24 protein-coding genes are annotated in these 23,810 nt (G+C 73.1%); 10 read left to right on the forward strand and 14 right to left on the reverse strand.

Annotation, left to right across the window (positions count from 1 at the left end; translation table 11 throughout):
- Positions 1–6 precede the first annotated feature (6 nt).
- From hisD to ACIGDI_RS07640, 3 genes are all read left to right on the forward strand, one after another.
- A complete protein-coding gene (hisD, locus tag ACIGDI_RS07630; RefSeq protein WP_399891974.1) occupies positions 7–1,308 on the forward strand; it encodes a histidinol dehydrogenase in 1,302 nt (433 codons plus the stop codon).
- Positions 1,305–2,075 carry an SDR family NAD(P)-dependent oxidoreductase gene (locus tag ACIGDI_RS07635; protein WP_399891977.1) on the forward strand — a complete coding sequence of 257 codons (771 nt, stop codon included), beginning with the start codon at positions 1,305–1,307 and terminating at the stop codon, positions 2,073–2,075. Before hisD ends, ACIGDI_RS07635 begins: the two co-directional genes overlap by 4 nt.
- A gap of 317 nt (positions 2,076–2,392) precedes the next feature.
- Complete coding sequence (locus ACIGDI_RS07640; RefSeq protein WP_399891980.1) at positions 2,393–4,294, forward strand: hypothetical protein; 1,902 nt, start codon at positions 2,393–2,395, stop codon at positions 4,292–4,294.
- A gap of 2 nt (positions 4,295–4,296) precedes the next feature.
- Here the strand turns inward: ACIGDI_RS07640 and ACIGDI_RS07645 are convergent, their stop codons facing one another.
- Positions 4,297–4,704, reverse strand: a complete 408-nt coding sequence (locus tag ACIGDI_RS07645; protein ID WP_200697783.1) for a nuclear transport factor 2 family protein — start codon at positions 4,702–4,704, stop codon at positions 4,297–4,299.
- 109 nt (positions 4,705–4,813) lie between these two features.
- On the opposite strand from ACIGDI_RS07645, the gene ACIGDI_RS07650 reads away from it, so the two are divergent.
- Together ACIGDI_RS07650 and ACIGDI_RS07655 are read left to right on the forward strand one after the other, a co-directional pair.
- On the forward strand, positions 4,814–5,536 hold the full coding sequence (locus ACIGDI_RS07650; RefSeq protein ID WP_399891984.1) for a class I SAM-dependent methyltransferase: 723 nt from the start codon (positions 4,814–4,816) through the stop codon (positions 5,534–5,536).
- A 120-nt stretch (positions 5,537–5,656) separates the two neighbouring features.
- Positions 5,657–5,881 carry a DUF2180 family protein gene (locus ACIGDI_RS07655; protein ID WP_399891987.1) on the forward strand — a complete coding sequence of 75 codons (225 nt, stop codon included), beginning with the start codon at positions 5,657–5,659 and terminating at the stop codon, positions 5,879–5,881.
- Between the two features lie 81 nt (positions 5,882–5,962).
- Here the strand turns inward: ACIGDI_RS07655 and ACIGDI_RS07660 are convergent, their stop codons facing one another.
- The 9 genes from ACIGDI_RS07660 to ACIGDI_RS07700 all read right to left on the reverse strand — a co-directional run bounded on the left by ACIGDI_RS07660 (position 5,963) and on the right by ACIGDI_RS07700 (position 12,896).
- The gene (locus ACIGDI_RS07660; protein WP_399891991.1) at positions 5,963–6,373 is read right to left on the reverse strand and encodes a universal stress protein; all 411 of its coding nucleotides are present in this window, start codon (positions 6,371–6,373) and stop codon (positions 5,963–5,965) included.
- Entirely contained in the window at positions 6,370–6,879 is a 510-nt protein-coding gene (locus tag ACIGDI_RS07665; RefSeq protein WP_399891995.1) for a universal stress protein, read from the reverse strand. Before ACIGDI_RS07665 ends, ACIGDI_RS07660 begins: the two co-directional genes overlap by 4 nt.
- A gap of 160 nt (positions 6,880–7,039) precedes the next feature.
- A complete protein-coding gene (locus ACIGDI_RS07670; protein WP_399891998.1) occupies positions 7,040–7,786 on the reverse strand; it encodes a GntR family transcriptional regulator in 747 nt (248 codons plus the stop codon).
- 130 nt (positions 7,787–7,916) lie between these two features.
- The gene (locus ACIGDI_RS07675; protein ID WP_399892001.1) at positions 7,917–9,083 is read right to left on the reverse strand and encodes a serine hydrolase domain-containing protein; all 1,167 of its coding nucleotides are present in this window, start codon (positions 9,081–9,083) and stop codon (positions 7,917–7,919) included.
- 88 nt (positions 9,084–9,171) lie between these two features.
- On the reverse strand, positions 9,172–9,576 hold the full coding sequence (locus ACIGDI_RS07680; RefSeq protein WP_399892004.1) for a nuclear transport factor 2 family protein: 405 nt from the start codon (positions 9,574–9,576) through the stop codon (positions 9,172–9,174).
- A gap of 10 nt (positions 9,577–9,586) precedes the next feature.
- Positions 9,587–10,555 carry an acetylxylan esterase gene (locus tag ACIGDI_RS07685; RefSeq protein WP_399892007.1) on the reverse strand — a complete coding sequence of 323 codons (969 nt, stop codon included), beginning with the start codon at positions 10,553–10,555 and terminating at the stop codon, positions 9,587–9,589.
- Between the two features lie 219 nt (positions 10,556–10,774).
- Positions 10,775–11,371, reverse strand: a complete 597-nt coding sequence (locus ACIGDI_RS07690) for a hypothetical protein (RefSeq protein WP_399892010.1) — start codon at positions 11,369–11,371, stop codon at positions 10,775–10,777.
- Between the two features lie 150 nt (positions 11,372–11,521).
- Entirely contained in the window at positions 11,522–12,241 is a 720-nt protein-coding gene (locus ACIGDI_RS07695) for a ferredoxin reductase (protein ID WP_399892981.1), read from the reverse strand.
- Positions 12,242–12,290: 49 nt separating this feature from the next.
- The gene (locus ACIGDI_RS07700) at positions 12,291–12,896 is read right to left on the reverse strand and encodes a sulfite oxidase-like oxidoreductase (RefSeq protein WP_399892013.1); all 606 of its coding nucleotides are present in this window, start codon (positions 12,894–12,896) and stop codon (positions 12,291–12,293) included.
- A 330-nt stretch (positions 12,897–13,226) separates the two neighbouring features.
- Between ACIGDI_RS07700 and ACIGDI_RS07705 the strand changes: the two genes are divergently transcribed.
- Positions 13,227–13,937: a GNAT family N-acetyltransferase gene (locus ACIGDI_RS07705; RefSeq protein ID WP_399892016.1), complete on the forward strand. Its 711-nt coding sequence runs from the start codon at positions 13,227–13,229 to the stop codon at positions 13,935–13,937.
- Positions 13,938–14,033: 96 nt separating this feature from the next.
- Here ACIGDI_RS07705 and ACIGDI_RS07710 read toward each other — a convergent pair whose 3' ends face one another.
- The gene (locus ACIGDI_RS07710; protein WP_399892019.1) at positions 14,034–14,471 is read right to left on the reverse strand and encodes a MarR family winged helix-turn-helix transcriptional regulator; all 438 of its coding nucleotides are present in this window, start codon (positions 14,469–14,471) and stop codon (positions 14,034–14,036) included.
- Positions 14,472–14,735: 264 nt separating this feature from the next.
- Here ACIGDI_RS07710 and ACIGDI_RS07715 point away from each other — a divergent pair, with 264 nt between their 5' ends.
- Entirely contained in the window at positions 14,736–15,521 is a 786-nt protein-coding gene (locus tag ACIGDI_RS07715; RefSeq protein WP_399892022.1) for a putative protein N(5)-glutamine methyltransferase, read from the forward strand.
- 39 nt (positions 15,522–15,560) lie between these two features.
- Here ACIGDI_RS07715 and ACIGDI_RS07720 read toward each other — a convergent pair whose 3' ends face one another.
- Entirely contained in the window at positions 15,561–16,328 is a 768-nt protein-coding gene (locus tag ACIGDI_RS07720) for a hypothetical protein (protein WP_399892026.1), read from the reverse strand.
- Between the two features lie 135 nt (positions 16,329–16,463).
- The gene (locus ACIGDI_RS07725) at positions 16,464–18,527 is read right to left on the reverse strand and encodes a SpoIIE family protein phosphatase (RefSeq protein WP_399892029.1); all 2,064 of its coding nucleotides are present in this window, start codon (positions 18,525–18,527) and stop codon (positions 16,464–16,466) included.
- Positions 18,528–18,801: 274 nt separating this feature from the next.
- Between ACIGDI_RS07725 and ACIGDI_RS07730 the strand changes: the two genes are divergently transcribed.
- On the forward strand, positions 18,802–19,674 hold the full coding sequence (locus tag ACIGDI_RS07730; protein ID WP_399892033.1) for a hypothetical protein: 873 nt from the start codon (positions 18,802–18,804) through the stop codon (positions 19,672–19,674).
- 105 nt (positions 19,675–19,779) lie between these two features.
- Positions 19,780–20,148: a hypothetical protein gene (locus ACIGDI_RS07735; protein ID WP_399892036.1), complete on the forward strand. Its 369-nt coding sequence runs from the start codon at positions 19,780–19,782 to the stop codon at positions 20,146–20,148.
- A 383-nt stretch (positions 20,149–20,531) separates the two neighbouring features.
- Here the strand turns inward: ACIGDI_RS07735 and ACIGDI_RS07740 are convergent, their stop codons facing one another.
- The gene (locus tag ACIGDI_RS07740; RefSeq protein ID WP_399892039.1) at positions 20,532–21,674 is read right to left on the reverse strand and encodes a M20/M25/M40 family metallo-hydrolase; all 1,143 of its coding nucleotides are present in this window, start codon (positions 21,672–21,674) and stop codon (positions 20,532–20,534) included.
- 117 nt (positions 21,675–21,791) lie between these two features.
- Here ACIGDI_RS07740 and ACIGDI_RS07745 point away from each other — a divergent pair, with 117 nt between their 5' ends.
- The gene (locus ACIGDI_RS07745) at positions 21,792–23,807 is read left to right on the forward strand and encodes an FAD-dependent oxidoreductase (RefSeq protein WP_399892042.1); all 2,016 of its coding nucleotides are present in this window, start codon (positions 21,792–21,794) and stop codon (positions 23,805–23,807) included.
- The last annotated feature ends 3 nt before the right edge of the window (positions 23,808–23,810 follow it).

Below are 23,810 nucleotides of genomic sequence, written 5' to 3' on the forward strand. Positions count from 1 at the left end.
GCAGTCGTGGCAGAGATCCTGAAGCACGCCGTACCCGGGGCGGACGTCACCGCCGCTCTCGGCCAGGTCCGGGAGACCGTCGCCGGTGTCGTCGCCGACATCCGGGAGCGCGGTGACCGGGCGGTGCGCGCGTACTCCGAGAAGTTCGACACCTGGAGCCCCGAGTCCTTCCGCCTGAGTCAGGAGGAGGTCGAGAGAATCGTCGCGTCGGTGCCGCGGCAGGTCCTCGACGACATCCGGTTCGTGCAGGACCAGGTGCGCTCCTTCGCCCGCCGTCAGCTGGAGTCGCTGACGGAGTTCGAGGTGGAGACGCTGCCGGGCGTCCGGCTCGGCCAGAAGCACATCCCCGTGCAGGCGGCCGGGGCGTACATCCCCGGCGGCCGCTACCCGCTCACCGCCTCCGCGCACATGACCATCGTCACCGCGAAGGTCGCGGGCGTACCGCGGGTGGTGGCCTGTACCCCGCCCATCCACGGCGAGATCCCCGCCGTCACCGTCGCCGCCATGCACCTGGCCGGAGCCGACGAGATCTGGCTGCTGGGCGGGGTCCAGGCGGTCGCCGCGATGGCCGTGGGCACCGAGACGATGCGGCCGGTGAACCTGATCGCCGGGCCCGGCAACGCCTACGTCGCCGAGGCCAAGCGGCAGCTCTTCGGGGAGATCGGCATCGACCTGTTCGCCGGGCCGACCGAGATCCTCGTCCTCGCCGACGAACACGCCGACCCCTTCGTCTGCGCCGTCGACCTGCTCTCCCAGGCCGAGCACGGTCCCGACTCCCCGGCCGTGCTGATCACCACCTCCCGCGAGGTCGCCGAACGCACCGTCGCCGAGGTCGAGCGGCTGCTGCCCGGCATGCCGACCCGGGACTACGCCGAGCCCGCCTGGCGCGACCACGGACAGGTGCACGTCGTCGACACGATCGACGAACTGTACGCGCTGGCAGACGAGTTCGCCTTCGAGCACGTCGAGGTCCTGACCGCCGAACCACGCCTCGCGCTGGAGCGGATGACCCAGTACGGCGCCCTGTTCCTCGGCGAGGGCACCTGTGTCTCCTTCGGCGACAAGGTCATCGGCACCAACCACGTGCTGCCCACCCGGGGCGCCGCCCGCTACACCGGCGGTCTGTGGGTGGGCAAGTACCTCAAGACCGTCACCTACCAGGAGGTCACCGACACCGGGTCGCAGGCCCTGCTGGGCCGGCTGTGCGGGCGCGCCTCCCGCGTCGAGCTCTTCGAGGGCCACGCCCGCTCCGGCGACGTCCGGGCCGCCAGGGCCGCCGGCGACGCGCTGCCGTGGAACACCGCGTGAGGCTGGACGGGCGTACGGCGCTGGTCACCGGCGGGGGAGGGCCGCTCGGCCGGGCGTTCGCGCTCGCCCTGGCCGGTGCGGGCGCGCGGGTGGTCCTCGTCGGCCGGGGTGAGTCGGCCCTCGCGGACGCGGCGGCCCGGGTGGCCGAGCGGGGCGGTGAGGCCCGTACGGCGCTGTGCGACGTCTCCGACCCGGCTTCCGTGCGCGCGCTCGCCGCCGAACTCGCCGACGAGGAGGTGTCGTTGCTCGTCAACAACGCGGGCGTCGCCGGGCCGGTGCGGCCGCTGGTCGACGTGGAACCGGAGCAGTGGGACGAGGTGTTCGCGGTCAACGTCCGCGGCGTCTACCTCATGTGCCGCGCCTTCCTGCCGCCGATGATCGCGGCGGGCCGGGGCGACGTCGTCAACGTCGCCTCCGTCAGCGGCAAACGCCCGCTGGTGAACCGCACCCCGTACACCGCCTCGAAGATGGCCGTGCTGGGCCTGACCCGCACCCTGGCCGGCGAGGCCGGTCCGCACGGCGTCGCGGTCAACTCCCTTTCCCCGGGGCCCGTTCGCGGCCCGCGCATGGACCGCAACTTCCGCCTGACGGCCGAACTGACCGGCTGCACCGTCGAAGAGGCCGAACGCGACTTCGCCTCCCGGGCCGCCCTGGGCCGGCTCGTGGAGGAGCACGAGGTGGCGAGCGCGCTGCTGGCGATGCTCGCGATGCCGGGGCTGTGCGGGGCCGACATCGACCTGTCGGCCGGGATGATCGCACCGGTGTAGGGATGATCGCACCGGCATAGCCGAACGGCGTGGACGGAACGGCGAGGTGGACGGCCCGGGGGCCGCCCGCCTCGCCGTCGCGCGTGTCGCCCCCGATCCGCTGTGGCTACTCTGTGTCATCGCCATGAACCAGGCTGCCCGATCCGAGCCATCGGGTTCCGGCATGCGTGTGCGAAGCGCCTGTTCCCTGTTCGCCAGGGCTGCTTCACTCCCTCGTGCGCACCTCCGGTGCCCTTGTCCGAGCCCTCGCCGGCGTGTGCGAGACGGCCGGTTCGTCACGTTGCGCAACGGCACACCCTCTCCTGGGAAGGCATCCAATGACGCTGATCACCCGACGCTCCCTCCTGATCGCCGGTACGGCCACCGCCGGAGCCCTGCTCGTCCCGGCCGGCTCCGCCATCGCGGCGCCGATGGCCACCGGCTCGCAGATCACGGTCGGTTCGGGGGAGACGTACGAACTCTCCTCGACCACCCGGGTGAGCCGGCTGACCGTCGCCGACGGCGGGAAGGTCGTCGCCCTCGACGGGCACAGCGTCTCCCTGACCGTCGACGGCGTCGAGACCGGCCAGCTGCTGACCGGGACCGGGGGCACCGCGACCCTGATCCAGGCCGGCACCTACCGGGGAGACGTGGTGCTCACGGTGACGGCGGCGAACGAGGTGACGTACCAGACGCTCACCTTCCCCTTCCGGCAGGCGCTGTACGTCGACGCCGACGGCGTCGTCCGCGAAAAGTCCGTCCTCGCGGCCGTACGCGGCGGCAGGCTCACCGACACCCTCGCCCGGAACGTGTCCATCACCTCCACCGGCGAGTGCTTCGACGGCGTCTACGTGGAGAACGGCACCTACACACTGGACAGGCCCACCATCTCCCTGACCGGCAACGGCCGTTGCGACTTCGCCGGCTACGGGGCCGCGGTGGTCGGGCACGGCTCCTCCACCAGGCTCGTCGTGGACGGGGCACACATCGCCAACAAGGGAGTGGTCCGCACCGGCGTCATCTCCGACGGCGGCGCCAACGTCGTCGTGAAGAACTCCACCGTCCGCTGCCGCAACGGCGTGCTGCCCGCCGACTACCAGGCCACCGTCGAGACCCCGTACATGGAGTCGGTGCCCTGGATGCTCGGCCTCGACGGCAACGTCCGCGCCACCAACCTGATCGGCGAGAACAGCACCGCCACCTACCTCAACTCAACCGTCTTCTCGGAGACTTGGGGCGCCCTGTCGGTCGAGGGCGGCAGCGGGCTGAAGCTGACCGCGATCAACAGCCACGTGGGCAACACCGGTGAGTACGGCTACGGCACCTACGCCATCGGCGACGCCGTCGTCCGCGTCCTCGGCTGCCGCTTCGACGTCGGCAGCTACGCGACCATCATCGCGGGCCCGGCCGCGGTGGTGCACTACGGCGACAGCACCGCCGAGGCCGTCGCCGCGCTCGACACCGAACTCGAACTGGGGCTCGGCGAAGCCGAGTCGGCGTCGATCCCGGCCCGCAACACGGTCGTGAACTCCGGCCACTTCGGCTACATGTTCTTCGGCGCCGGCACCCTCACCCTCGACGGCGGGACCGTCGTCAACTCCGAGCGCGCCACCTTCCTCAACAAGGGCCAGCAGACGGCCATCACCGTCGACGGCTCCCGCGGCGCCCGCCTCAACCCGCGCGACGGCATCATCCTGCAGATGATCGAACTGGACGACCCCGGACCGGTCGCCGTCGACGGCAAGATGATGAACATCGGCGTCTACACCGAACCCACCGACGACCCCACGAAGGACGCCTCCTTCGACGTCACCGCCGTCCACACCGCCGACTCGGCCGCCGCGTTCACTTCGATCGCCCTGCGAGGGGACTTCTACAACGGCATGCGCAAGGGCAAGAACATGGTCCTCACCTTCGAGAACTCGACGCTGGAGGGCGTCATCTCCGCCACCCGGACCAGGCACCGGGTCCCCAGCATCGATGCCGCCACCTTCTACGAACTGGGCATCGTCACCAACACCGTCCAGGCCGCCGTCAACAACGGCGCGATCGTGCAGCTGAACAGCGGCTCCACCTGGACGGTCACCGGCACCTCACACCTGACGTCCCTCACCCTCGCCGCCGACGCCGCCGTGCGGGCACCGCGCGGCAAGCGGGTGACCCTGACGGTCGACGGCAAGGAGACCGCCCTCACCCCCGGCGCCGGCTACACCGGCGCCCTGGTCCTCACGGTCGCGTGACGTCAGGAGGCGGAGGCGGACCGCGCCTCCGCCTCCTTGGCGATCTCCTCGAACCTCGCGCCCATGGCCGCCGCCAGCGCCTGCGCACCGGACAACGGCCGCACCATGACGGTCAGTTCGTCGATCAGGCCGTCGTCGTCCAGGTGGATGAAGTCGCAGCCCGTGAGCTCGCGGTCGCCCACCCGCGCGGCGAACACCAGGGCATGGTCGCGGCCGTCGGGTCCGGCGAGCTCGCGCTCGTAACGGAAGTCCTCGAAGACCTGCGCCACCGCCCGCAGGATCGCCGCCGTGATCGCCTTGCCCGGGTACGGCTTGAACACCACCGGGCTGGAGAACACGACGTCCTCCGCCAGCAGCGCCTCGACCGCGTCGAGGTCACCCGCCTCGACCGCTTCGCGGAACGCGCGCATCGATCACTCCATAGTGAACTAGTGGAATAGGTGCCGATGACACTAGCCAGTGGCCGGGCGCCTGTCCATGGGCGGCTGTCCACGACCGGTTTCCCCTAAGCTGACGGAGATGTTCAGCCCCGAAGGCCCCAGCCTGCGCGAACTCGCCGTCCAGGCGCTCTCGTCCGTCGAGCGCGGATACGACCTGCTCGCGCCGAAGTTCGACCACACCCCCTTCCGGACGCCCGAGGCGGTGCTCGACGCCGTCGCGGCGGCCCTCGACCGCACCGGGCCCTGCACGGCGGGGCTCGACCTGTGCTGCGGCACCGGCGCCGGGGTCGAGGTGCTCGCCCGGGTCTGCCGGGACAGCGTGACAGGGGTCGACTTCAGCGCCGGGATGCTCGCCGTGGCCCGGGAGAACGTGCGACCGGCGGGCCCGGACGTCTCCTGGGTACGTGCCGACGCCCGGGCGCTGCCGTTCGGCCCGGCCTTCGACCTGGTCGTCAGCTTCGGGGCGTTCGGCCACTTCCTGCCCGGCGAACTCCCGGGCCTGTTCCGGCAGGTGCACTCGGTGCTCCGGCCGGGCGGCTGCCTCGCCTTCCCCGTCCTCGCGCCGCCCCGGCCCTCGTCGCCGGCCTTCTGGATGCTGCTCGGCTTCGACGCCGTCATGCGGGTGCGCAACGCCGTGTGGCGCCCGCCGTTCGTCATGTACTACCGGGCCTTCCGGCTCGGGGACGTCCGGCGGGAGCTGGAAGGCGCCGGTTTCCGCGTCGGCCTCGAGGCCCTGCCGGAGTTCGGGCTGCGAAGCGACGGGAGCCCGCGAGTGCGGCTGGTGCGGGCCGTCAGGGTCTGAGGGCGGGCCTCCTCGGCAGGGGTGGGCCGTCGGTCCCCGGAAAGGTCCGACCGGCCCGGCGACTCGGACCCCGCCGCGCGCGACGATGAGAGTGCGGAACGGGGCTCAGGGAGGTGCGTCGTGAACTGCTACGACTGCGCGCTCAAGGACACGACGGCCCCGGCGGTCGCGGTGTGCGACCGCTGCGGCTGCGGTGTGTGCCTGCGGCACGCCCATGTCGTCGGACGGCTGATGGAGCGCGCCCCCGGCCCTGGGCCGAGCGTCGGCCGCAGGCTCGCGCGGCGCGTGACATGTCCCTCGTGTCATGAGGCCGAGGACTTCGACCATGTGCGGTGCGCCGGCTGAACGGGCCTCTCCGGTACGCGGGGCGGCTGTCCTCTCCTGCCTGCCTGCCTGTCTGCCTGCCCGCCCGGCGGACGGCCGAGGTCAGTCGTGCGGGACGACGGCGACCGGGCACGGCATGTGGTGCAGGGCCGCGTGGGTCACCGGCCCGAGCTTCCAGGTCAGGTGCGAGGGATGGCGCTCTCGTCCCAGCACGGTGAGTTCGCTGTGCTCCGCGGCGTACAGCAGCACCGCGGTGGCCGGACCGGCCGCCACCTGCTCCACGACCGGTACCTGGGGGAACTTCTCCCGCCAGGGGGCCAGGGCGGCCGTGAGCCGGGCGTGTTCCTCCGCCTCGTGACGGCTGTAGGCGTGACCGGCGGCCATCGCGCGCACCGGGGCCACCGTCCCGAACGGCTGAAGCGCCCGCACCGCGCGCACCCGGGCCCCGCGCGAGTCGGCCGCCGTGAACGCGAACTCGAGCAGCGGTTCGGCGGCCGGGCCCGTCTCCTTCACGCCGACGACGACCTCGCCGCGGTCCGCCGCCAGGGGACGGCCCGAACCGTCCTCGACCGCCGGATCGCCGGCCCGGACCACGACGGCCGGACACCGTGCCCCCCCAGGACGTACAGGCTGGTCGAACCGAGCAGGAAGCTCGCCGTGGAACCGTGGCCCCGGCTGCCGAGCACCAGCAGCTCCGCGAGTCCGCCGAGGTCCAGCAGCTCGGCGAGTCCGCCGAGGTCCAGCAGCGCCTCGGCGGCGGGCGTCGAGGTCAGTTCCGTGGTCAGTGTCAGGCCGGGGTACCGGCTCCGCAGTTCGGTCTCGGTCCGCTGCAGGAGCCGCCCGCCGCTCCGTTGTTTGCCGAGCGTCTCCCGGGCGACGGGCACGTCGAGGGGCTGCGTGGACCAGGAGTGGAGCAGCAGCAGCGGCCGCCCCCTGGTCGCGGCCTCGCGGGCGGCCCACCAAGCGGCCGTCGTCCCGGCCGGGGAGCCGTCGATTCCGACGACGACAGGTCCGGTCATGGCGCACCTCCGGTCCCGGCGCGGCACCCGGGGCCGCCGCGCCGCACGCGGTCCCCTCTTCAAGGATCGCCGTCGTGCTGCCGCCGGAGCAGGGCCGGAAGGCGCGCCGGGCGGGCCGTTCGGCCTCTCTCATCAGGCCGGTGGCTCGCCCGAGCGCCGCTCAGCCCGCCGCCGGCAGTGTGAACTCGTAGACCAGCGCCTCCTGTTGGGCGTCCACCAGCAGGTCGGTGATCTCCAGTGGCCGCGCGTACTGGTCGTGCACGCGCCGTCGCACCCGCACCGAGGGCGCGTCGGCGAGCGGGGTGATGGAGTCGCGGTGGTGCAGCGTCAGACCCGCCTTGCGCATCCAGTCGTAGGCCCGGCGCAGCTGCGCCGTCGCGGCACCGTCGGCGCGATCGCGGTAGCGGGCCAGTTCCTCGACCTCCGACAGGGCGACGGCGGAGAAGGAGGTCACGGCGGTACGGCGGCCCCGGCCGTCCGCGCCCGCCGACTCGTAGCGGTGCACCAGTGTCGGCCGGTGCGGGTCGAGCCCGAGGGCCTCGGCGTGCTCGGGCGGCGGAGGCTCCCAGGTGACCGTGGCCCGGTCGACCGCGCCGGCGGGGTCGGTGGCCCGGGCGCCGACCGGGAAGGTGAGCGAGGCCGGGCTGCGTACCGCCGGCCCGGGCAGCGTGGCGTGGCTGCCCCGCCGGTCGGTGGCGACCAGGCCGTCCCGGCGCAGCACCTCCAGCGCCTGCCGTACGGTCTCCCGGCTTACCCCCAGGCGTTCGGCCAGTTTCCTTTCGCTCGGCAGCCGTTCCCCCGGTGGGATGCCTCCGTCGTGCAGCTCGTCCAGCAGGCGCGTGGCGATGCGCCAGTACAGCGGTGGGCCGGGGACGGGGGAGTGGTCGTGCGGGGTGGTGCGGGCCATGCCGCGCCTCCTGTTGGTGACGTGCGGTAGCCGTGCGGGCTCGGTGCGCCACCAGATCTAGCATTGGTCTAAACCACCAGGGAAGGGTGGGCGGGCGGTTCGGCCGAAACCGGACCGCCGCACCCGCGTTTCACAGGGCGCTGTAGAGGGCCTCGACCAGTGCCGTCTTCCGCGGGTCGTCGGCGATATGAGGCCCCATCCGGTTCATGACGTACCCCAGTGACACCCCCGTCTCGGGGTCGGCCAGTCCGCAGGAGCCGCCGAAGCCGTCGTGTCCGAAAGCCCTCGGGTTGGGCCCGTAGGAGCCGTTCGGCCCGCTCAGCCACAGGCCGAGCCCGATCTCCGTCTCGGCGTCGAGTCCGGCGCCGAGCACCAGATCCCGGCACCTGCCCTGCCCCTCGCGCACCCGCTCCGCCGACTCGGGGGACAGCACGCGCCGGCCGCCGTACGCCCCTCGCCCCGCGAAGATCCCGTACAGGGCGGCGACCGCTCGCGCCGTGCCGTGGCCGTTAGCGGCCGGGATCTCCGCGGCCCGCCACTGCGGCGTGTTCGCCTCGGCCGCGCCCACCAGGGGATTGGCCAGCGCGGCGAGGACCGCGGGCGTCAACCGGCCGAAGGCGGCGGCCTGTTCGCTGTCGGAGGCGGCCGGCGGATGCACCAGCTCGGCGGCCCGCCCCGCCTCCTTCTCGGGCAGGCCGACGGTGAAGTCGATCTCCAGCGGTCCGGTCACCTCCCGCTCCAGGAAGGCCCCCGGCGACAGTCCGGAGATCCGCCGCACGACCTCCCCGACGAGGTGGCCGAAGGTGAGCGCGTGATAGCCGGACACCGTGCCCGGCTCCCACCACGGCTCCGTCGCCGCCAGCCGCCGCGTCGTCAGCTCCCAGTCGTAGAGCTGCTCGACCGAGTGCGGCTCGCGAAGGCCCGAAAGGCCGGAGCGGTGCGACAGCAGATGCCGTACGAGGACCTTTTCCTTGCCTGCCGCGGCGAATTCGGGCCAGTAGTCGGCCACCGGCGCGTCGAAGTCGAGCAGCCCCCGGTCCGCCAGGATGTGCGCGCACAGTGCGGTCGGGCCCTTCGACGTCGACCACACGTTGACCACGGTCTCCCGCTCCCAGGGCCGGGTGCGGTCCGCGTCGGCCCAGCCGCCCCACAGATCCACCACGACCTCACCGCCGACGGTCACCGTGACCGCGGCGCCCAGCTCCCCGCGTTCGCGGAAGTTCTCCTCGAACGCCGTGCGCACCGCTTCGAACCGCGCGTCGCAGTGTCCCTGCGCGACTGGCTCGCGTTCCGCCATGGCCCCTCCGTCATCCGCCGGAAGCCCGGGCCGCACCGCCGCGATCCGGGCCCCCCGAACGTACCGACTGGTCGGACTGGAGGGAAGGTCACAGGAAGAACAGGTCGCCGGCCGGCTCCTCGTGACCGTCCGCCGTGTGCCAGTAGTCCCGTGTCGCGACCGCCAGGCCGGCCCCGTCGAACCGCACGAACACGCAGCCCGCAAGGGTGGACGGCACGCCCGCCTCCTCGACGAGCACCCGGAACTCGGCCACGGCCACCCCGTCCGGGCCGACGACGGGCGGCGAGAAGCGCACGTCGGTCACCCGCTCCCGCGCGAAGGACCAGCGAAGATAGTCGGCCAGTTCGGCCCGGCCCCGGTGCGGCCGGCGGAACGGCATGGAACGGTGGACGCACTCCTCGGCGTACAGCCGCAGCAGGGCGTCGACATCATGTGCGGCCCAGGCCCGCTCCCAGACCCGGACGAAGCGCTCCGCGGCCTCACGTGTCTCCATACCGGTCCCCTCAGGCGTACGCCCGCAGCCACTTCACCTTGGCCGCCTCCTGGTAAGGACCCCCGCCCTCATGGTCGTTGAACTCGTACACCTCGATCGTCTTGTCGTCGTGCGCCCAGTTGTTGAACGCCGCGTAGACCGTCGAGGGCGGGCACGTCTGGTCCTCCAGGGCCGCCGAGAAGAGGGCGGGCGCGCGGCCGCGGGAGGCGAAGTGGACGCCGTCGAAGTAGGAGAGAGTGCGCAGGGCGTCCTCGGCGCGGCCGCGGTGGGTCTTGAGGAACAGGCCGATCTCACGGTAGGGGTGACGGTCCGTCACGGTGGTGGCGCGCGGGAAGTCGCACAGGAACGGGACGTCCGGGGCGATGGCGACCAGGTCCGGGACCAGGCCGCCCACGGCGATCGTGATGCCGCCGCCCTGGCTGCCGCCGGCCGCCACGGTGCGGGAGGCGTCGGTCAGCGGATGCGACCGGGCCGCCTCGACGGCGCGCACGGCGTCGGTGAACACGCGGCGGTAGTAGTAGTTCTCGGGCGCGTCGATGCCACGGGTCATGAACCCCGGGTACGCGGGGGCGCCGCCCATCGGGTCCGCGGTGCCGCCACCGCCGCCCCAGGCACTGCCCTGGCCGCGGGTGTCCATCACGAAGTGCGCCCGGCCGGTGGACGCCCACAGCAGGTGCTCGTGCGGGAGCCCGCGCCCGCCGCCGTAACCGATGAACTCCACGACCAGCGGGACCGGTTCGCGCGTCCCGGCGGGAAGCGTCAGCCAGCCCTTCACCGGGTGCCCGCCGAACCCGGCGAACGTCACGTCGTACACCTGGACCGTCGTCAGCCCCGTGTCGACCGGCTCGAAGCGCGCGTCCAGGTCGTGCTCGCGGGCCTCCTGAAGGGTCTTGGACCAGAACGCGTCGAAATCCGTGGGCTCGACGGACGCGCTGCGGTAGTCGCGGAGCTCGTCGAGCGGGAGGTCGAACAGGGCCATGCAGGACCGCCTTTGAGTCGGGACCGTACGGTTGATCACACCGTACGTGGGTGGTCGGACGACTCGCCAGACCTCTGCCTCTCGATCTCTCGACGGCGAGAATCCGCCGTCGGCGAAGAATCTGCTGGTCAGGGACGCGGGAACAGTCGTCGTCCGACGGGTCGGACGAGCGGCGTCTGCCGGGCCGCAGCACCGAGAGGTCGGGTCTTCGAACGGGGGCTAGGGTCCTCCTCCGGCCTGCCGTCGCGTCCACTGCGGCTCGGTGCGCGCCCATGCGCGCTCCCACTCGGCCAGCCGGCGGCGGGTGGCGACACGGCGGACCACGGCGTTGGCCAGGAGCACCACGGCGGCCGCGCCGCCCGCGGCGAATGTCCCGATGGTGACGGTGTGCTGCCAGATCTGGCTGTCTCCGGGCGGCGGGGGAACGCTGCGCTCGCGGGAGTCGAACCAGACGTCGACGGTGTCGCCGCGCCGGGTGCCCGCAGGGACGCGCGCCCGGGCGGTGTGCGTCCTGGCCGCCCGATCCGTCCAGCGCACCTCGACGGGGTACGAGTGGTCGCGGCCGCCCGGTGTCGTGGCGGCCCGGTCGGGCGGCGTACCGACGACCTCGGCCCGCACCCGGTGGCGTTCGGCCCGGTTCTCGGCCGCGACGGCCCGCGCGTGGTCGTGTGCCCACCAGCCGGCCACCGCCCCCGCCAGCGGGGCGCCCACGAGCAGCAGCACGGCGACGGCCAGCACCGTCCACGTCTCCACGACGTCCGACCGGCGCCGCAGCGGATTGCGCCGCCAGCGCCAGCCGCGCAACCGGGTTCGCATCTCGACCTCCCCGCCGTCACCGGAGCCGGAGGGACTGAAGGGGTCCGGTCCGTATTGTCCCTCCGCGCCGACTGCGCGCGCGACTTCCCAGGGATGCGGGTACCCAGCGGCGGCGAGATCGTTCACCGCCGGGCGGCCCGGAGCGGGGCGTCAGCCGAAGCGTTCGATCCGGATCCGGTCCACGGGCTGGCCGGCCGCGACGAGAAGCCGGGAGGCATGCTCGGCGAAGGAGTTCGAGCCGCACACATAGGCCTCCCAGCCGCCGGGAGGCCGATCGGCCAGGAGCGGTGCCAGATGGGCGGCGGCCAGACGGCCCACCGGCACACCCTCGGGAGCGCTCCGCGTGAAGACCGCCGTGGTCTCCGCGCCGAACTCCCGCGCGTAGATCAGCTCCTGCGGGCTGCGTGCCGACACCACCAGCCGCAGCGGCACGTCCAGGCCCCGCGCCCGGCGATGGCGCACCATCGACATCAGCGGTACGACACCGGAGCCGGCGCCGATCAGCAGCGCGGGCCGGTCGCCGGGCCAGGCGAAGAAGCCGCTCACCGGGCCGCGCACCTCGACCCGGTCACCGGGTCGCGCCACCGTGTGGAACCAGCCCGAGACCTCGCCGCCGTCCACATGGTCCAGGGTCAGCTCGATGTGCCCGCCGTCGTCCGGAGCGGAGGCGATCGAGTAGTGGCGCTGGGCCACGTAGCCGTCCTCGGCCGTCAGCCGCAGCATCAGGTGCTGGCCGGGCAGATGACCCGTCCAGGCCGGCACCGCGAACCGGAACGTCGAGGCGTGCGGCGTCTCGGGCCGGATCTCGGTGAGGGTGGCGGTCTGCCAGTGCGCGGCGCCCCGGTCGCTCACCTCGATCCGGCCGGGCACGGCGAAGCGCGTCGGGGGGACGAACACCGGGCGCGTCTCGGTCGGTCGCTCAGTCACCGGAGTACCGCTGCTCCTCCCACGGGTTGCCGCGTTCGTGATAGCCGTTCTGCTCCCAGAAGCCCGGCTCGTCATGGTCCAGGAGCCGGATGCCCGCGATCCACTTCGCGCTCTTCCAGAAGTAGAGATGCGGCACCAGCAGCCGCGCGGGACCGCCGTGTTCGGCGGGCAGCGGCTCGCCGTCGTACTCCCAGGCGATCCAAGCCTTCCCGCCGGTCAGGTCCGCCAGGGGCAGGCTGGTGGTGTATCCCGTGTGCGCGTAGGCGACGGCGTGGGTGGCCGACGCCAGGGGCCGCGCCTCGTCGAGGAAGGCGTCCAGGGACACGCCCGCGAACCGCGCGCCGAACCTCGACCAGCCCGTCACGCAGTGGATGTCCCCCTCGTACGCCGACCCGGGCAGCGCGTGCGCCTGCGCCCAGTCCCAGGTCAGCGGCCGCTCCACCAGGCCGTCGACGCGGAAGGTCCAGTCGGCCGCCGCCAGTTCGGGCGTGACCTCGGCGGACAGGACGGGCCAGTCGTCGCCCGCGTCGTACTGGCCGGGCGGCAGGCCCGGATCGGGGACGCGGGGGCGCCCGGTGAAGCCTCGGGTGACGTTCATGGGGATCCAGCGGGAGGGAGGTCGGTTCTTACGTGGTCAACCGTACGTGCACGTCAGGTATGCCCCGGCCCCGGGGACCCCGGCGATCGTCAACGCCGTGTGAACTCTGCCGGGCCCCGGGAATAGCCGCTTCCCGATCTTCCTTGCCGCCTGTGGCAGCGCTGAGCACGAAGGAGAGTGGGAGCACATGCCGAAGGCGCGCGTCTTCACGCGGTACGGCGGTCCGCAGGCCGAGGCACTTGTTGAGGCGGCCGGGCGGGGACGGGGTTCGGGGCGGCGCCCGGTCGGGGCCGGGGGCGTCCGGGGCGAGATCGTCACAGGGGCCGCCGGATGAGCCACGTTCTGGACAATCCGGCCCTCGCCTCCCTGACCGGCCCGCACGCCCACTTCGCCGAGCGGCGCGGCCGGGTGCTGCGCTACCCGGTGGACGTCTCGCCGTGGCTCGCGCTGCCCGACGAGCCCGACGCCGACGACTGGGCCGACCTGGCCGCGCTCGCGGGCCCCGGGGCGGAGGTGCCGCTGAACGGCTACTGCCCCGAGGTGCCCGCCGACTGGGAGGTCGTCTTTCACGTCGAGGGCGTGCAACTCGTCGACGACGGCCTCCCCGCCGCCCCGGAGGCGGAGGCAGTCCCTCTCGGCCCCGCCGACGTGCCCGAGATGCTCGACCTGGTCGCGCGCACCCGGCCCGGCCCGTTCCTGCCGCGCACCGTCGAGCTCGGCACCTACCTCGGCATACGCCGGAACGGCGCCCTGGTGGCCATGGCGGGGGAGCGGCTGCGTCCGCCGGGCTGGACCGAGATCAGCGCCGTCTGCACCGATCCCGCCCTCCGGGGCGAGGGACTGGCGACCCGGCTCATCCTCGCCGTCGCCCACGGCATCCGGGAGCGCGGCGAGACCCCGTTCCTGCACACCTCCGCCCGCAACACGAGTGCCATCCGCCTGTACGAGGCTCTCGGCTTCCGGCTCCGCCGCACGACCGCCTTCCTGGCGGCCCGCGCCCCCGAACACCTCACGGAATCGAGGGAGTTGGCGGTGTCCTAGGCTCCGTCGTCGCTGCCGGCCGCACCGGCACAGCCTCCTGCCCGGCCGGCAGCGGCTCACCCCGAGCGGACGAGAGGGCTTCTACGGCGTTCGGGCCTACCCGTCCTCGCCGCGTGTCGCCCACGCGTTGTACCGCGCCAGGTATCCGGCGAACCGCCGCAGGTCCTCCTCCGGCCAGTCCGCCAGCCGCTCACGGAACGCGGCCCGGCGGCTGTCGGTCACCTGGGCGAGGATCCGGCGGCCCTCCTCGGTCAGATGCAGGACCTGCACACGGTGATCGTCCGGATCCAGGCGCCGCTCGACGAGCCGGGCCCGCTCCAGCGCGGCCACCTGTCGGCTCACCGTGGACTTGTCCAGGGCGTAGTGGGCCGCCAGGTCGGTCGCCCGGCAGCCGCCGCTCTCCTCCAGGTGCCCGAGCAGCGTGTACGACACGAGCGACAGCTCGGGATGCATGCGCCCCGCCGAGGCCCGGGCGCGCCGGGCGAAGGCCGTCATCTCGCGCTGGATCGTCTCCACCGCCTCGTCCGCGTCCACCGGGACCTCCCTCGCACTACTGGTTGTATAGTACAACTGGAGGCACCGTCGGCGGAGGACGAAGAGGTCGAGGAGGCCGTCGGTGTCCGGGTGTTGGGGTAGTGTTGCCGTCCGGCCGTGGAGTGTCCCGGCCGCCGGGGACCGGGGAGGTGAGACCCATTACCGCTGTGTCAGCTCGGGTGCTCTCTTCTCGTGTCGACGCGGATCACCGCCGGTAGGCGACCGCGAGAGTGCCCTTCGCTTCACCGAAAGGCTCTCGGCTCCATGCCACCCTTCCCCCTGACCTCCCATGACTCGGTCGTCACCGCGCTGCGCGCCGCGGGCTGCGTCTTCGCCGAGGACGAGGCCCGGCTGATCCTCGCCACCGCCCGCACCCCGGACGAGCTGTCCACGCTCGTCGAGCGCCGGGCCGCCGGACTGCCTCTCGAACTCGTCCTGGGCTGGGCCGAGTTCCGCGGTCTGCGCATCGCCGTGGAACCCGGCGTCTTCGTGCCCCGCCGCCGTACCGAATTCCTCGTCGAACAGGCCCTCGCCCACGCCCCCGATGCGTCGGTCGTGGTGGACCTGTGCTGCGGCTCGGGCGCCGTCGCCACCGCCCTGGCCGCCGCCCTCGGCGCCGTGGAACTGCACGCCGCCGACATCGACCCGGCCGCCGTGCGCTGCGCCGGCCGCAACATCGCCGGCGCCGGCGGCCGCGCCCACGAGGGAGACCTCTTCGACGCGCTCCCCGGCGACCTGCGCGGCCGGATCGACATCCTCGCGGCCAACGTGCCCTACGTCCCCACCCGCGAGGTCGGCCTGCTGCCCGCCGAGGCCCGCGACCACGAACCGCTCGTCGCTCTCGACGGCGGCTCCGACGGTCTGGACGTCCTGCGCCGGGTCGCCGAGCAGGCGCCGGACTGGCTCGCACCGGGTGGCTGTGTGCTGGTGGAGACGAGCGAACGGCAGGCGGAAACGGCCGTCGACACCTTCTCCGGCGCGGGACTCAGGACCACGACCGCGGTCTCCGAGGAGCTGTACGCGCACGTGGTGATCGGCGTCAGGCCGTAACCCGCGCGTGCCGGGCGGCGGCGTCACGGACGGCGTCCGTCACGTCGTCGCCCCGCTCCCCGGAGGGCTCGCCGACGGCGAGGGCATGCCCCAGCCGCGCGGGCCGTGGCCCGGGAAACCGCCGTGCGGGCCGCGGCCCGAACCCTCGTCGCCCGGCCCCTTGCCGTCGAAGGCCCCGGACAGCACCCGCAACGCCGTCCTGGTGCCGCTGTCCGAGCGGGTGCCCACCAGGAAGACGGTGTCGCCCTTCTCCAGGGCGCCGGCCCCGGTGTCCTTGGTGCCGTCGTGCAGGACGGTGGTGCCCGAGTCGACGCTCCACGACCACTGGGCGCCGTCCTCGCTCTTGACGGTGACCTGGTCGCCGGCGACCTTCTCGACGGTCCCGCGCTGCCAGACCCGTACCACCCACTTGCCGGTGTCCTGGTCCTTCACCGTCGACTCGCCGTGCACGCCCATGCCGCCGAAGTCGAACCAGCGCCCGCCGTGCCCGTGCCAGGGTCCGTCCGGGGACGGAGAGGCGGAGCCCGAGGCGGAGCCCGAGGCGGAGGGCGTGGCACCCGAAGCCGGACCGCCCGAGGTGGCGGCGTAGGCGACGGTGCCGCCGAGGGCCAGCACGGCGACCGTCGTGGCCGCGATCACCGCCCGCGCGCGGCCGGAGCGGTGCCTCCAGACCCGGTCCCAGGCCGGTTCCGGCGCGGGTTCCGCGCCGCCCGGACCCGTCATCACCTCCCACTGCGGTGCCGTCTCGCCGTGGTGTTCGGGCGGCCTGCCCCCGGCGGCGGATTCCTCGTGCGGATCGTGTGTCACGGCGCGCTCCCATCGGTCACGGCGGGTGGCATCCCCATGCCATGCCTTGCTGTGATTGTCCGAGGAGCCTGATAAGGGCCGGATAATCAGTACCTGTGAATGCCGGGCGCGGCCGCCGGAGGGCCCGGGCCGTCGCTACGGGTGCTGCACGCGGGCGATGAGCAGGGCCACGTCGTCGGGGTTGTCCGGCTGGTGCAGCGTGCGCAGCAGGAGGTCGCAGACCTCCTCCAGGGGACGGTCGGGGCCGTCGAGCAGGGACAGCAGGGCGTCCAGGCGTTCGTCGAGGGGGTGCTGCCGGGTCTCGACGAGACCGTCGGTGTAGAACACGAGCCGGTCCCCGGGGCCGAGGTCGACCGTGGTGGTGGAGAAGGCGACCCCGCCCACGCCCAGCGGCGCGCCGGTGGGCAGTTCGAGCAGTTCCGGGGGACGGCCCTCGCGCAGCCGGACCGGCGGCAGGTGGCCGGCGTTGGCGATCCGGCACTGCCGCAGCGCCGGGTCGTGGACGGCGTAGACGCAGGTGGCGATGGAGTGGTCCAGGTCCTCGGTGATGCGGTCCAGGTGCTCCAGGAGCCGGGCCGGGTCGAGGTCAAGGGAGGCGAGCGTGTTGGTGGCCGTGCGCAGCCGGCCCATGGTGGCGGCGGCCGTGATGCCGCTGCCCATCACATCGCCCACCACCAGCGCCGTCTTGCCGCCGTCCAGGGGGATCACGTCGAACCAGTCGCCGCCGACCTCGCTGGTGGCACCGGCGGGCTGGTAGCGGGAGGCCACCTCCAGGCCGCCGGTGACCGGCGGATGGCTGGGCAGCAGGCTGCGCTGGAGCGTGAGGGCGGTGTCGCGGGCGTTCTGGTACCAGCGGGCGTTGTCGATCTGCACGGCCGCGCGGGACGCCAGCTCCCGGGCGAGCAGCAGGTCGTCCTCGGTGAACGGCAGCGCGTTGCGCGTGCGCTTCAGGTCGAGGGCGCCCAGCACCTCGCCGCGCGCGATCAACGGCACGGCCAGATAGGAGTGGACGCCCGCCCGGGCCAGCTGCTCGGCCGCCTCCGCGGAGCGTGCGATGCGCGGCAGGTCGGCCTCCTCGACCCGCGCCAGCATGACCGGCCGGCCCGTGCGCACGCACTCGGTGACCAGGCGCTCGGGGCCGTAGCGGGCCACCTGCCCGGGCGGGTCGGCCGCCCGCAGCGCCTCCGGTTCGTCGTCCGCGCGCACGGCCAGGGCCCGTATCACCGCCGGCTCCGTCGGTCCGAGAATGCTGCGTCTGCCCGCGACCACCGCGTCCAGCAGGTCCACGGCCGCCACGTCGGCCAGCTCCGGCACGGCCACCTCGGCCAGCTCACGTGCCGTGCGCTCCAGCTCCAGGGTGGTGCCGATACGGGTCGTGGCGTCCGCGATGACGGCCAGCCGCCGTCGCGCGGCCTCCGCCTCGACGCCCGCCCGGTGCTGCTCGGTGACGTCCACGACCATCGCGGCCACGCCCAGCACGGTGCCGACGGCGTCCTCGAGGCGGTACAGGGAGATCGTCCAGGCGTGCTCCCGCGCCGGGTCCGCCGGGGTCCGGCCGACGGTGAGCTGGTCCACGAGCGGGCGGCCGCTGCGCAGCACGTCGAGCGCGGCCGCCTCGATGGCGTCGACGTCCAGGTGCGGCAGCACCTCGCGCATCGTCCTGCCGATGTGCTTCTCCGCCGGAACGCCGTTGAGCCGTTCGAGTGCCGGGTTGACCGAGACGTAGCGCAGGTCGATGTCGAGGACGGCCAGCCCGATGGGTGACTGGGCGATCATGCGCGTGGACAGCGCCACGTCCCGCTCCAGCCGCCGTACCGTCGAGCGGTCGGCACACAGGCCCAGCGCGTAGACGTCGCCCCGGTCGTCCAGCAGCCGCATGTTGCGGAACTCGACCAGACGGGTGCTGCCGTCCTTGCGGCGGATGGGGAAGGCGCCGGCCCAGCTCTGGCCGGTGACCATGACGTCGGCGAAGAGTTTGATCACCAGGTCGAGATGCTGCTCGTGCACCATGACGCGGGCCGCGTACTGCCCGAGCGCCTCCCGCGCCGGGTAGCCGAACAGCTCCTCGGCCTGCGGGCTCCACAGGACGATGCGTCCCTCGGCGTCCAGCACCACCGAGGCCATGCCGAGCACGTCGAGCAGCCCGCTCGGCCGCACCGACTCGTTGCCGCCGGCCACCGGAAACCCGGGTGCACCCATTGGCACGCACCGCCTTCGCCGTTCGCGCGGCACGTCGTCCCCCGTGCCGACTCCCCATGTTCTACCGCGCTCAACCGTCTTCGTGACGCCCCAGGCGCCCACCTCCACCATCCCTCGACACGACTGTGGCGTCGCCGTAGCGGTGACGACACTACCGGGGACGCGCTGTCACCGGACCGGGGAGCCTCGACGCCGATTTGGTCTGTACATGACTGTGCGTCCGGGCCAGACTGGCCGCCGAGCACACCCCGCCCCCCCATGGAGGAGCCCCCGCATGCCTCTGCGTGCCCGGCAACGTTGTCACGCGGTCCTGACCGCCCTCGCACTCGCCACCGCCGCCGTCCTGTCGGCCTCGCCGCCCGCCTCGGCCGCCGACACCTGGACCGAGGTGGGCTCCGACCGCGCCGACCCGCTGACCGAGAGCCAGGGCCTGACCTCGGTGGAGGTCCCGGCCGGCAGCCCCAACCGCTACACCGGCATCGGCACCATCCCCGTCTCCGTCTCCAGCCGCGGCTGGAACCACGTCGGCGACCCCGACGCCTCCTCCACCGGCTACTACATCGAGCCGTACCAGGCCGACTCGGGCACCACGAAGATGTTCCGGGTGCAGGCGCCCGGCGGCGCCTGGTCCGAGTACACGCACACGTTGGGCTCCGGCGAGGCCCTGAACAACTCCTGGGTGGCGATCTCGCCCGACGGGCAGTGGATGCTGTCCGGCGAGTACGGCACCATGAGCCGCTTCCTCGTCTTCCCGACCCCCGGCGTCAACGCGGCCACCTCGCCGTCGGCGAACCTCCCGCAGGTCTCCACCGTCAACCTCGACCACGCCGTCCGCGACGTGCAGGGCTGCGACTTCGTCACCGCCACGCGGCTGCTGTGCTCCTCCGACGACCCCGCCGGCACGCTGTTCGGCATCACCAAGCCGCTGCTGCAGGTCGACCTGTCCGCCGCGCCGAACGGCACGTCCGACGTCACCGGGCATGTCACGGCCCTGCGGCAGCTGCCGTTGCGCAGCTCCTGCTCGGGCACGTTCGAGGCGGAGGGCATCGACTACGACCGCCGCGACGGCACCCTGCGCGTCGTCGTCGTCTCGCCGGGCTTCTGCGTGCTGACGGACAGCAAGACCTACCGGTTCACCAAGAGCTGAGCCTTCGCTGGTCCCCTGACCGTAGTGGTGCTTTTCTGGGGATGTGGCGCGGTTCGCGGGGAACCCGCCGTGCCGCGTCACCTCCACGAGAGGAGCGATCAGGACATGGACCGCGAACGAACGCACGAGGAGCCCGTCTCCCTCGAGGTCAGTGGTTGCAGCAAGGAGGACGCCCGGATCGTGTTCGACGCGCTGTGTGCGTGTTTCGAGTCCGACCGCGGCGCCGGCGAGGTGCCCCAGCAGTTGCACGAGACCCGGCCGATGGTGTGGCTCGGCACCTTCGAGGTCACCGACGCCCACTCCTGCCCGCCCCCCGCCCGCCTGGCCGCCTCGGTCGAGGTCGACGCCCAGGGCGGCTACTGGGCGATCGAGCGGCTGCGCACCACGCTGGATCCCTTGTTCACCGTGCGCGACCTCTCGTCCGCCTCGGGCGACCAGGAGCGCGAGATGCACGTGATCCTGGAGAGTCGCTGATCGCTTCGCTGACGGGTGCGGGTGCGGGTGCGGGTGCGGATGCGGGGTGCCGGGTTCCGTGTGCCGGGTGAGTTGGTCGGCGGTCTGCGGCTTCGTTGTGGCTGGTCGCGCCGTTCCCCGCGCCCCTTGGGCGCGTGATTGATTGCTGGCCGCTGACGGGTGCGGGGTGCCGGGTTTCGTGTGCGGGGTGAGGTGGTCGGCGGTCTGCGGCTTCGTCGTGGCTGGTCGCGCCGTTCCCCGCGCCCCTTGGGCGCGTGATTGATTGCTGGCCGCTGACGGGTGCGGGATGCCGGGTTCCGTGTGCGGGGTGAGGTGGTCGGCGGTCTGCGGCTTCGTTGTGGCCGGTCGCGCCGTTCCCCGCGCCCCTTGGGCGCGTGATCAGGTCAGCAGGTCGAGGACCGCACGGCGGTACGTGGCGTGGACCGCGGGGAGGTCCGACAGGCGGGCCCGCTCGTCCACGCCGTGCAGTCCCTCGTGGTGCACGCCGAAGCCCGCGGTGGCCGGGATGCCCTCGGCCGCCAGCAGGTTGCCGATGTTCGATGGCCCGGCGGTCTTCGCCCGCACGGCGAGCCCCTCGCGGGCGGCGGCCGCCAGCAGCGCGGCGGCGGGCTGGCGGTCCTCGGCCAGCCGGTACGGCGGCCAGGACGCCACCGGCGTGATCCCGGTCGGCACGGGTCCGGGCATCCGCGCGTCCAGCTCGGCGACCGCGGCGCGGCGACGGCCTCCGCGTCCTGGGCGCCAAAGCCCGGCGTGGTGCGGATGTCGACGCCCACCTCGCACCGCCCGGGAACCACCGAGAAGCCCTCCCCGCCGTGGCAGAAGGTGACCGTCAGCCGAGGCGGCAACGGGAACTCCCCTTCCGTGTCCGGTAGTTCGGCCTCCTCCAGCAGCCGTACGAGCAGTGCCGCACGGGACACGGCACCCGGCGCCGTACGCCTCGCTCCCGAGTGGCCGGTCTTCGCGTGCACCGCGAGCGTGGCCCGCCACAGTCCCCGCCCTCCGACCACGACCTCGTCCGGCCCCGGGTAGCCGATCATCACCCCGGCCGGGCGCACCGCCGCGGGATCCGCCAGATACGCGCGGGCGCCGCCGAAGCGACCTGTGTGCTCGTCGGCGTCCAGCAGCACGGCGAGTCCGCCGCGCAGTGCGCCGGCCCGCTCGCGCACCTCGGCGGCGATGCGACAGAACAGCGCCGCCGCCAGTTTGGAGTCGGCCGCGCCCCGCCCCCGCAGCCACCCGTCCACCACGTCCCCGGCGTCCGGGGGGAACGACCAGGCGCTCTCGTCGCCGTAAGGGGCGGTGTCGACGCAGGCGTCCAGCGTCCACCAGGGCCCGGGACGGCCGCCGGCGATCTCCACGAGCAGGGCGACGGTCCGCCCGGAGTCGTCCCGCAGCCGCCGTCGCGGCAGCTCCCGCTCGCCCAGCCAGTCGTCGAGGACGGCGAGGACGGGACCGTGGTCGTCGATCCCGCCCCGGCTCGGGCGGCGGATCAGTTCCTGGGCCAGCTCGACGGTCTCCGCGGTCATGCGGTGACTGTGCCCGACGGTGGCAGGAGTCACGCCCCCATGGTTGTGCAACTAGTTGCACAAAGCCTCGACGGTCCTCTACAACTACAGACACGACACCGCGCACGGAGGGGCCCGATGAGCCGTTACCCGCACCTGCTGAACCCGCTCGACCTGGGCTTCACCACGCTGCCCAACCGCGTCCTCATGGGCTCCATGCACGTCGGCCTGGAGGAGGCAGAGCGCGGCTTCGAGCGCATGGCGGAGTTCTACGCCGCCCGGGCCCGCGGGGGAGTGGGCCTCATCGTCACCGGCGGCATCGCGCCCAACGACGCCGGCCGGCCCTACGAGGGCGGCGCGAAGCTCACCACCGACGCCGAGGCCGAGCAGCACACGGTGATCACCGAGGCCGTCCACCGTGCCGGCGGCCGGATCGCGATGCAGATCCTGCACTTCGGCCGGTACGCCTACCACCAGGACCTGGTCGCCCCGAGCCCCCTCCAGGCGCCGATCAGTCCCTTCCCGCCCCGCGAGCTGACCGACGCCGAGGTCGAGCAGACCATCGACGACTACGCCCGTGCGGCCCGCCTCGCGAAGCGGGCCGGCTACGACGGTGTCGAGATCATGGGCTCCGAGGGCTACCTCATCAACGAGTTCATCGCCGCCCAGACCAACCACCGCACCGACCGCTGGGGCGGCTCGTACGACAACCGCATGCGCTTCCCGGTCGAGATCGTGCGCCGGGTGCGCGAGGCCGTCGGCGAGGACTTCATCATCGTCTACCGGCTGTCCATGCTGGACCTGGTCCCCGGCGGCTCCACCCTGGACGAGGTCATCACGCTGGCCAGGGCCGTCGAGGCCGCCGGCGCGACGATCATCAACACCGGCATCGGCTGGCACGAGGCCCGCATCCCCACCATCGCCACCTCCGTGCCGCGTGGCGCCTACACCTGGGTCACCAAGCGGCTGATGGGTGAGGTGTCGATCCCGCTCGTCACCACCAACCGCATCAACACCCCGGAACTGGCCGAGGAGTTGCTCGCCGAGGGGTACGCGGACATGGTCTCCGTGGCCCGGCCGATGCTCGCCGACCCCGACTTCGTCAACAAGGCCGCCGCCGGAACACCGGAGGCCATCAACACCTGCATCGGCTGCAACCAGGCCTGCCTCGACCACACCTTCAGCGGGAAGATCACCTCCTGCCTGGTCAACCCGCGCGCCTGCCACGAGACCGAACTGGTGCTGTCGCCCACCCGGTTGCGCAAGCGCGTCGCCGTCGTCGGCGCCGGACCGGCCGGACTCGCCTGCGCCGTGACCGCCGCCGAACGCGGCCACGACGTCGTGCTGTTCGACGCCGCGAGCGAGGTCGGCGGCCAGCTGAACGTCGCCCGAAAGGTCCCCGGCAAGCAGGAGTTCGACGAGACCCTGCGCTACTTCCGCCACCAGCTCGACGCACACGGCGTGGACGTACGCCTCGACACCCGCGTCGCCGCAGCCGACCTGGCCGACTACGACGAGGTCGTCGTCGCCACCGGCGTCACCCCGCGCACCCCCGACATCCCGGGCGTCGACCACCCGAGCGTCGTGGGCTACCTCGATGTCCTGCGCGAGCGCGTCCCCGTCGGCGACCGCGTCGCCATCCTCGGCGCGGGCGGCATCGGCTTCGACGTCGCCGAGTTCCTCACCGACGGCGGGGACAAGGCGAGCGAGGACCCGCAGACGTACTTCCGCCAGTGGGGCGTCGACATGGACTACCGGGCGCCGGGCGGACTCGCCGCCCCCGAGCGTCCCGCCCCGCCGCGCACCGTGCACCTGCTCCAGCGCAAGACGTCGAAGGTCGGCGCCGGCCTCGGCAAGACCACCGGCTGGATCCACCGCACCGAGCTCAAGCACCGCGGCGTCACCATGGTCCCCGGCGTGCGCTACGACCGCATCGACGACGCCGGACTGCACGTCACCGTCGGTGAGGAGTCCACCGTCCTGCCCGTCGACACCATCGTGCTGTGCACCGGCCAGGAGCCGCGCCGCGACCTGTACGAGGAGCTGGTCGCCGCGGGCCGCAGCGCGCACCTGATCGGCGGGGCGGACGTGGCCGCGGAACTGGACGCCAAGCGCGCCATCAAGCAGGGCACCGAGGTCGCGGCCGCCCTCTAGGGG

Source organism: Streptomyces sp. NPDC085900, assembly GCF_044540925.1.
Lineage (GTDB): Bacteria > Actinomycetota > Actinomycetes > Streptomycetales > Streptomycetaceae > Streptomyces > Streptomyces gilvifuscus.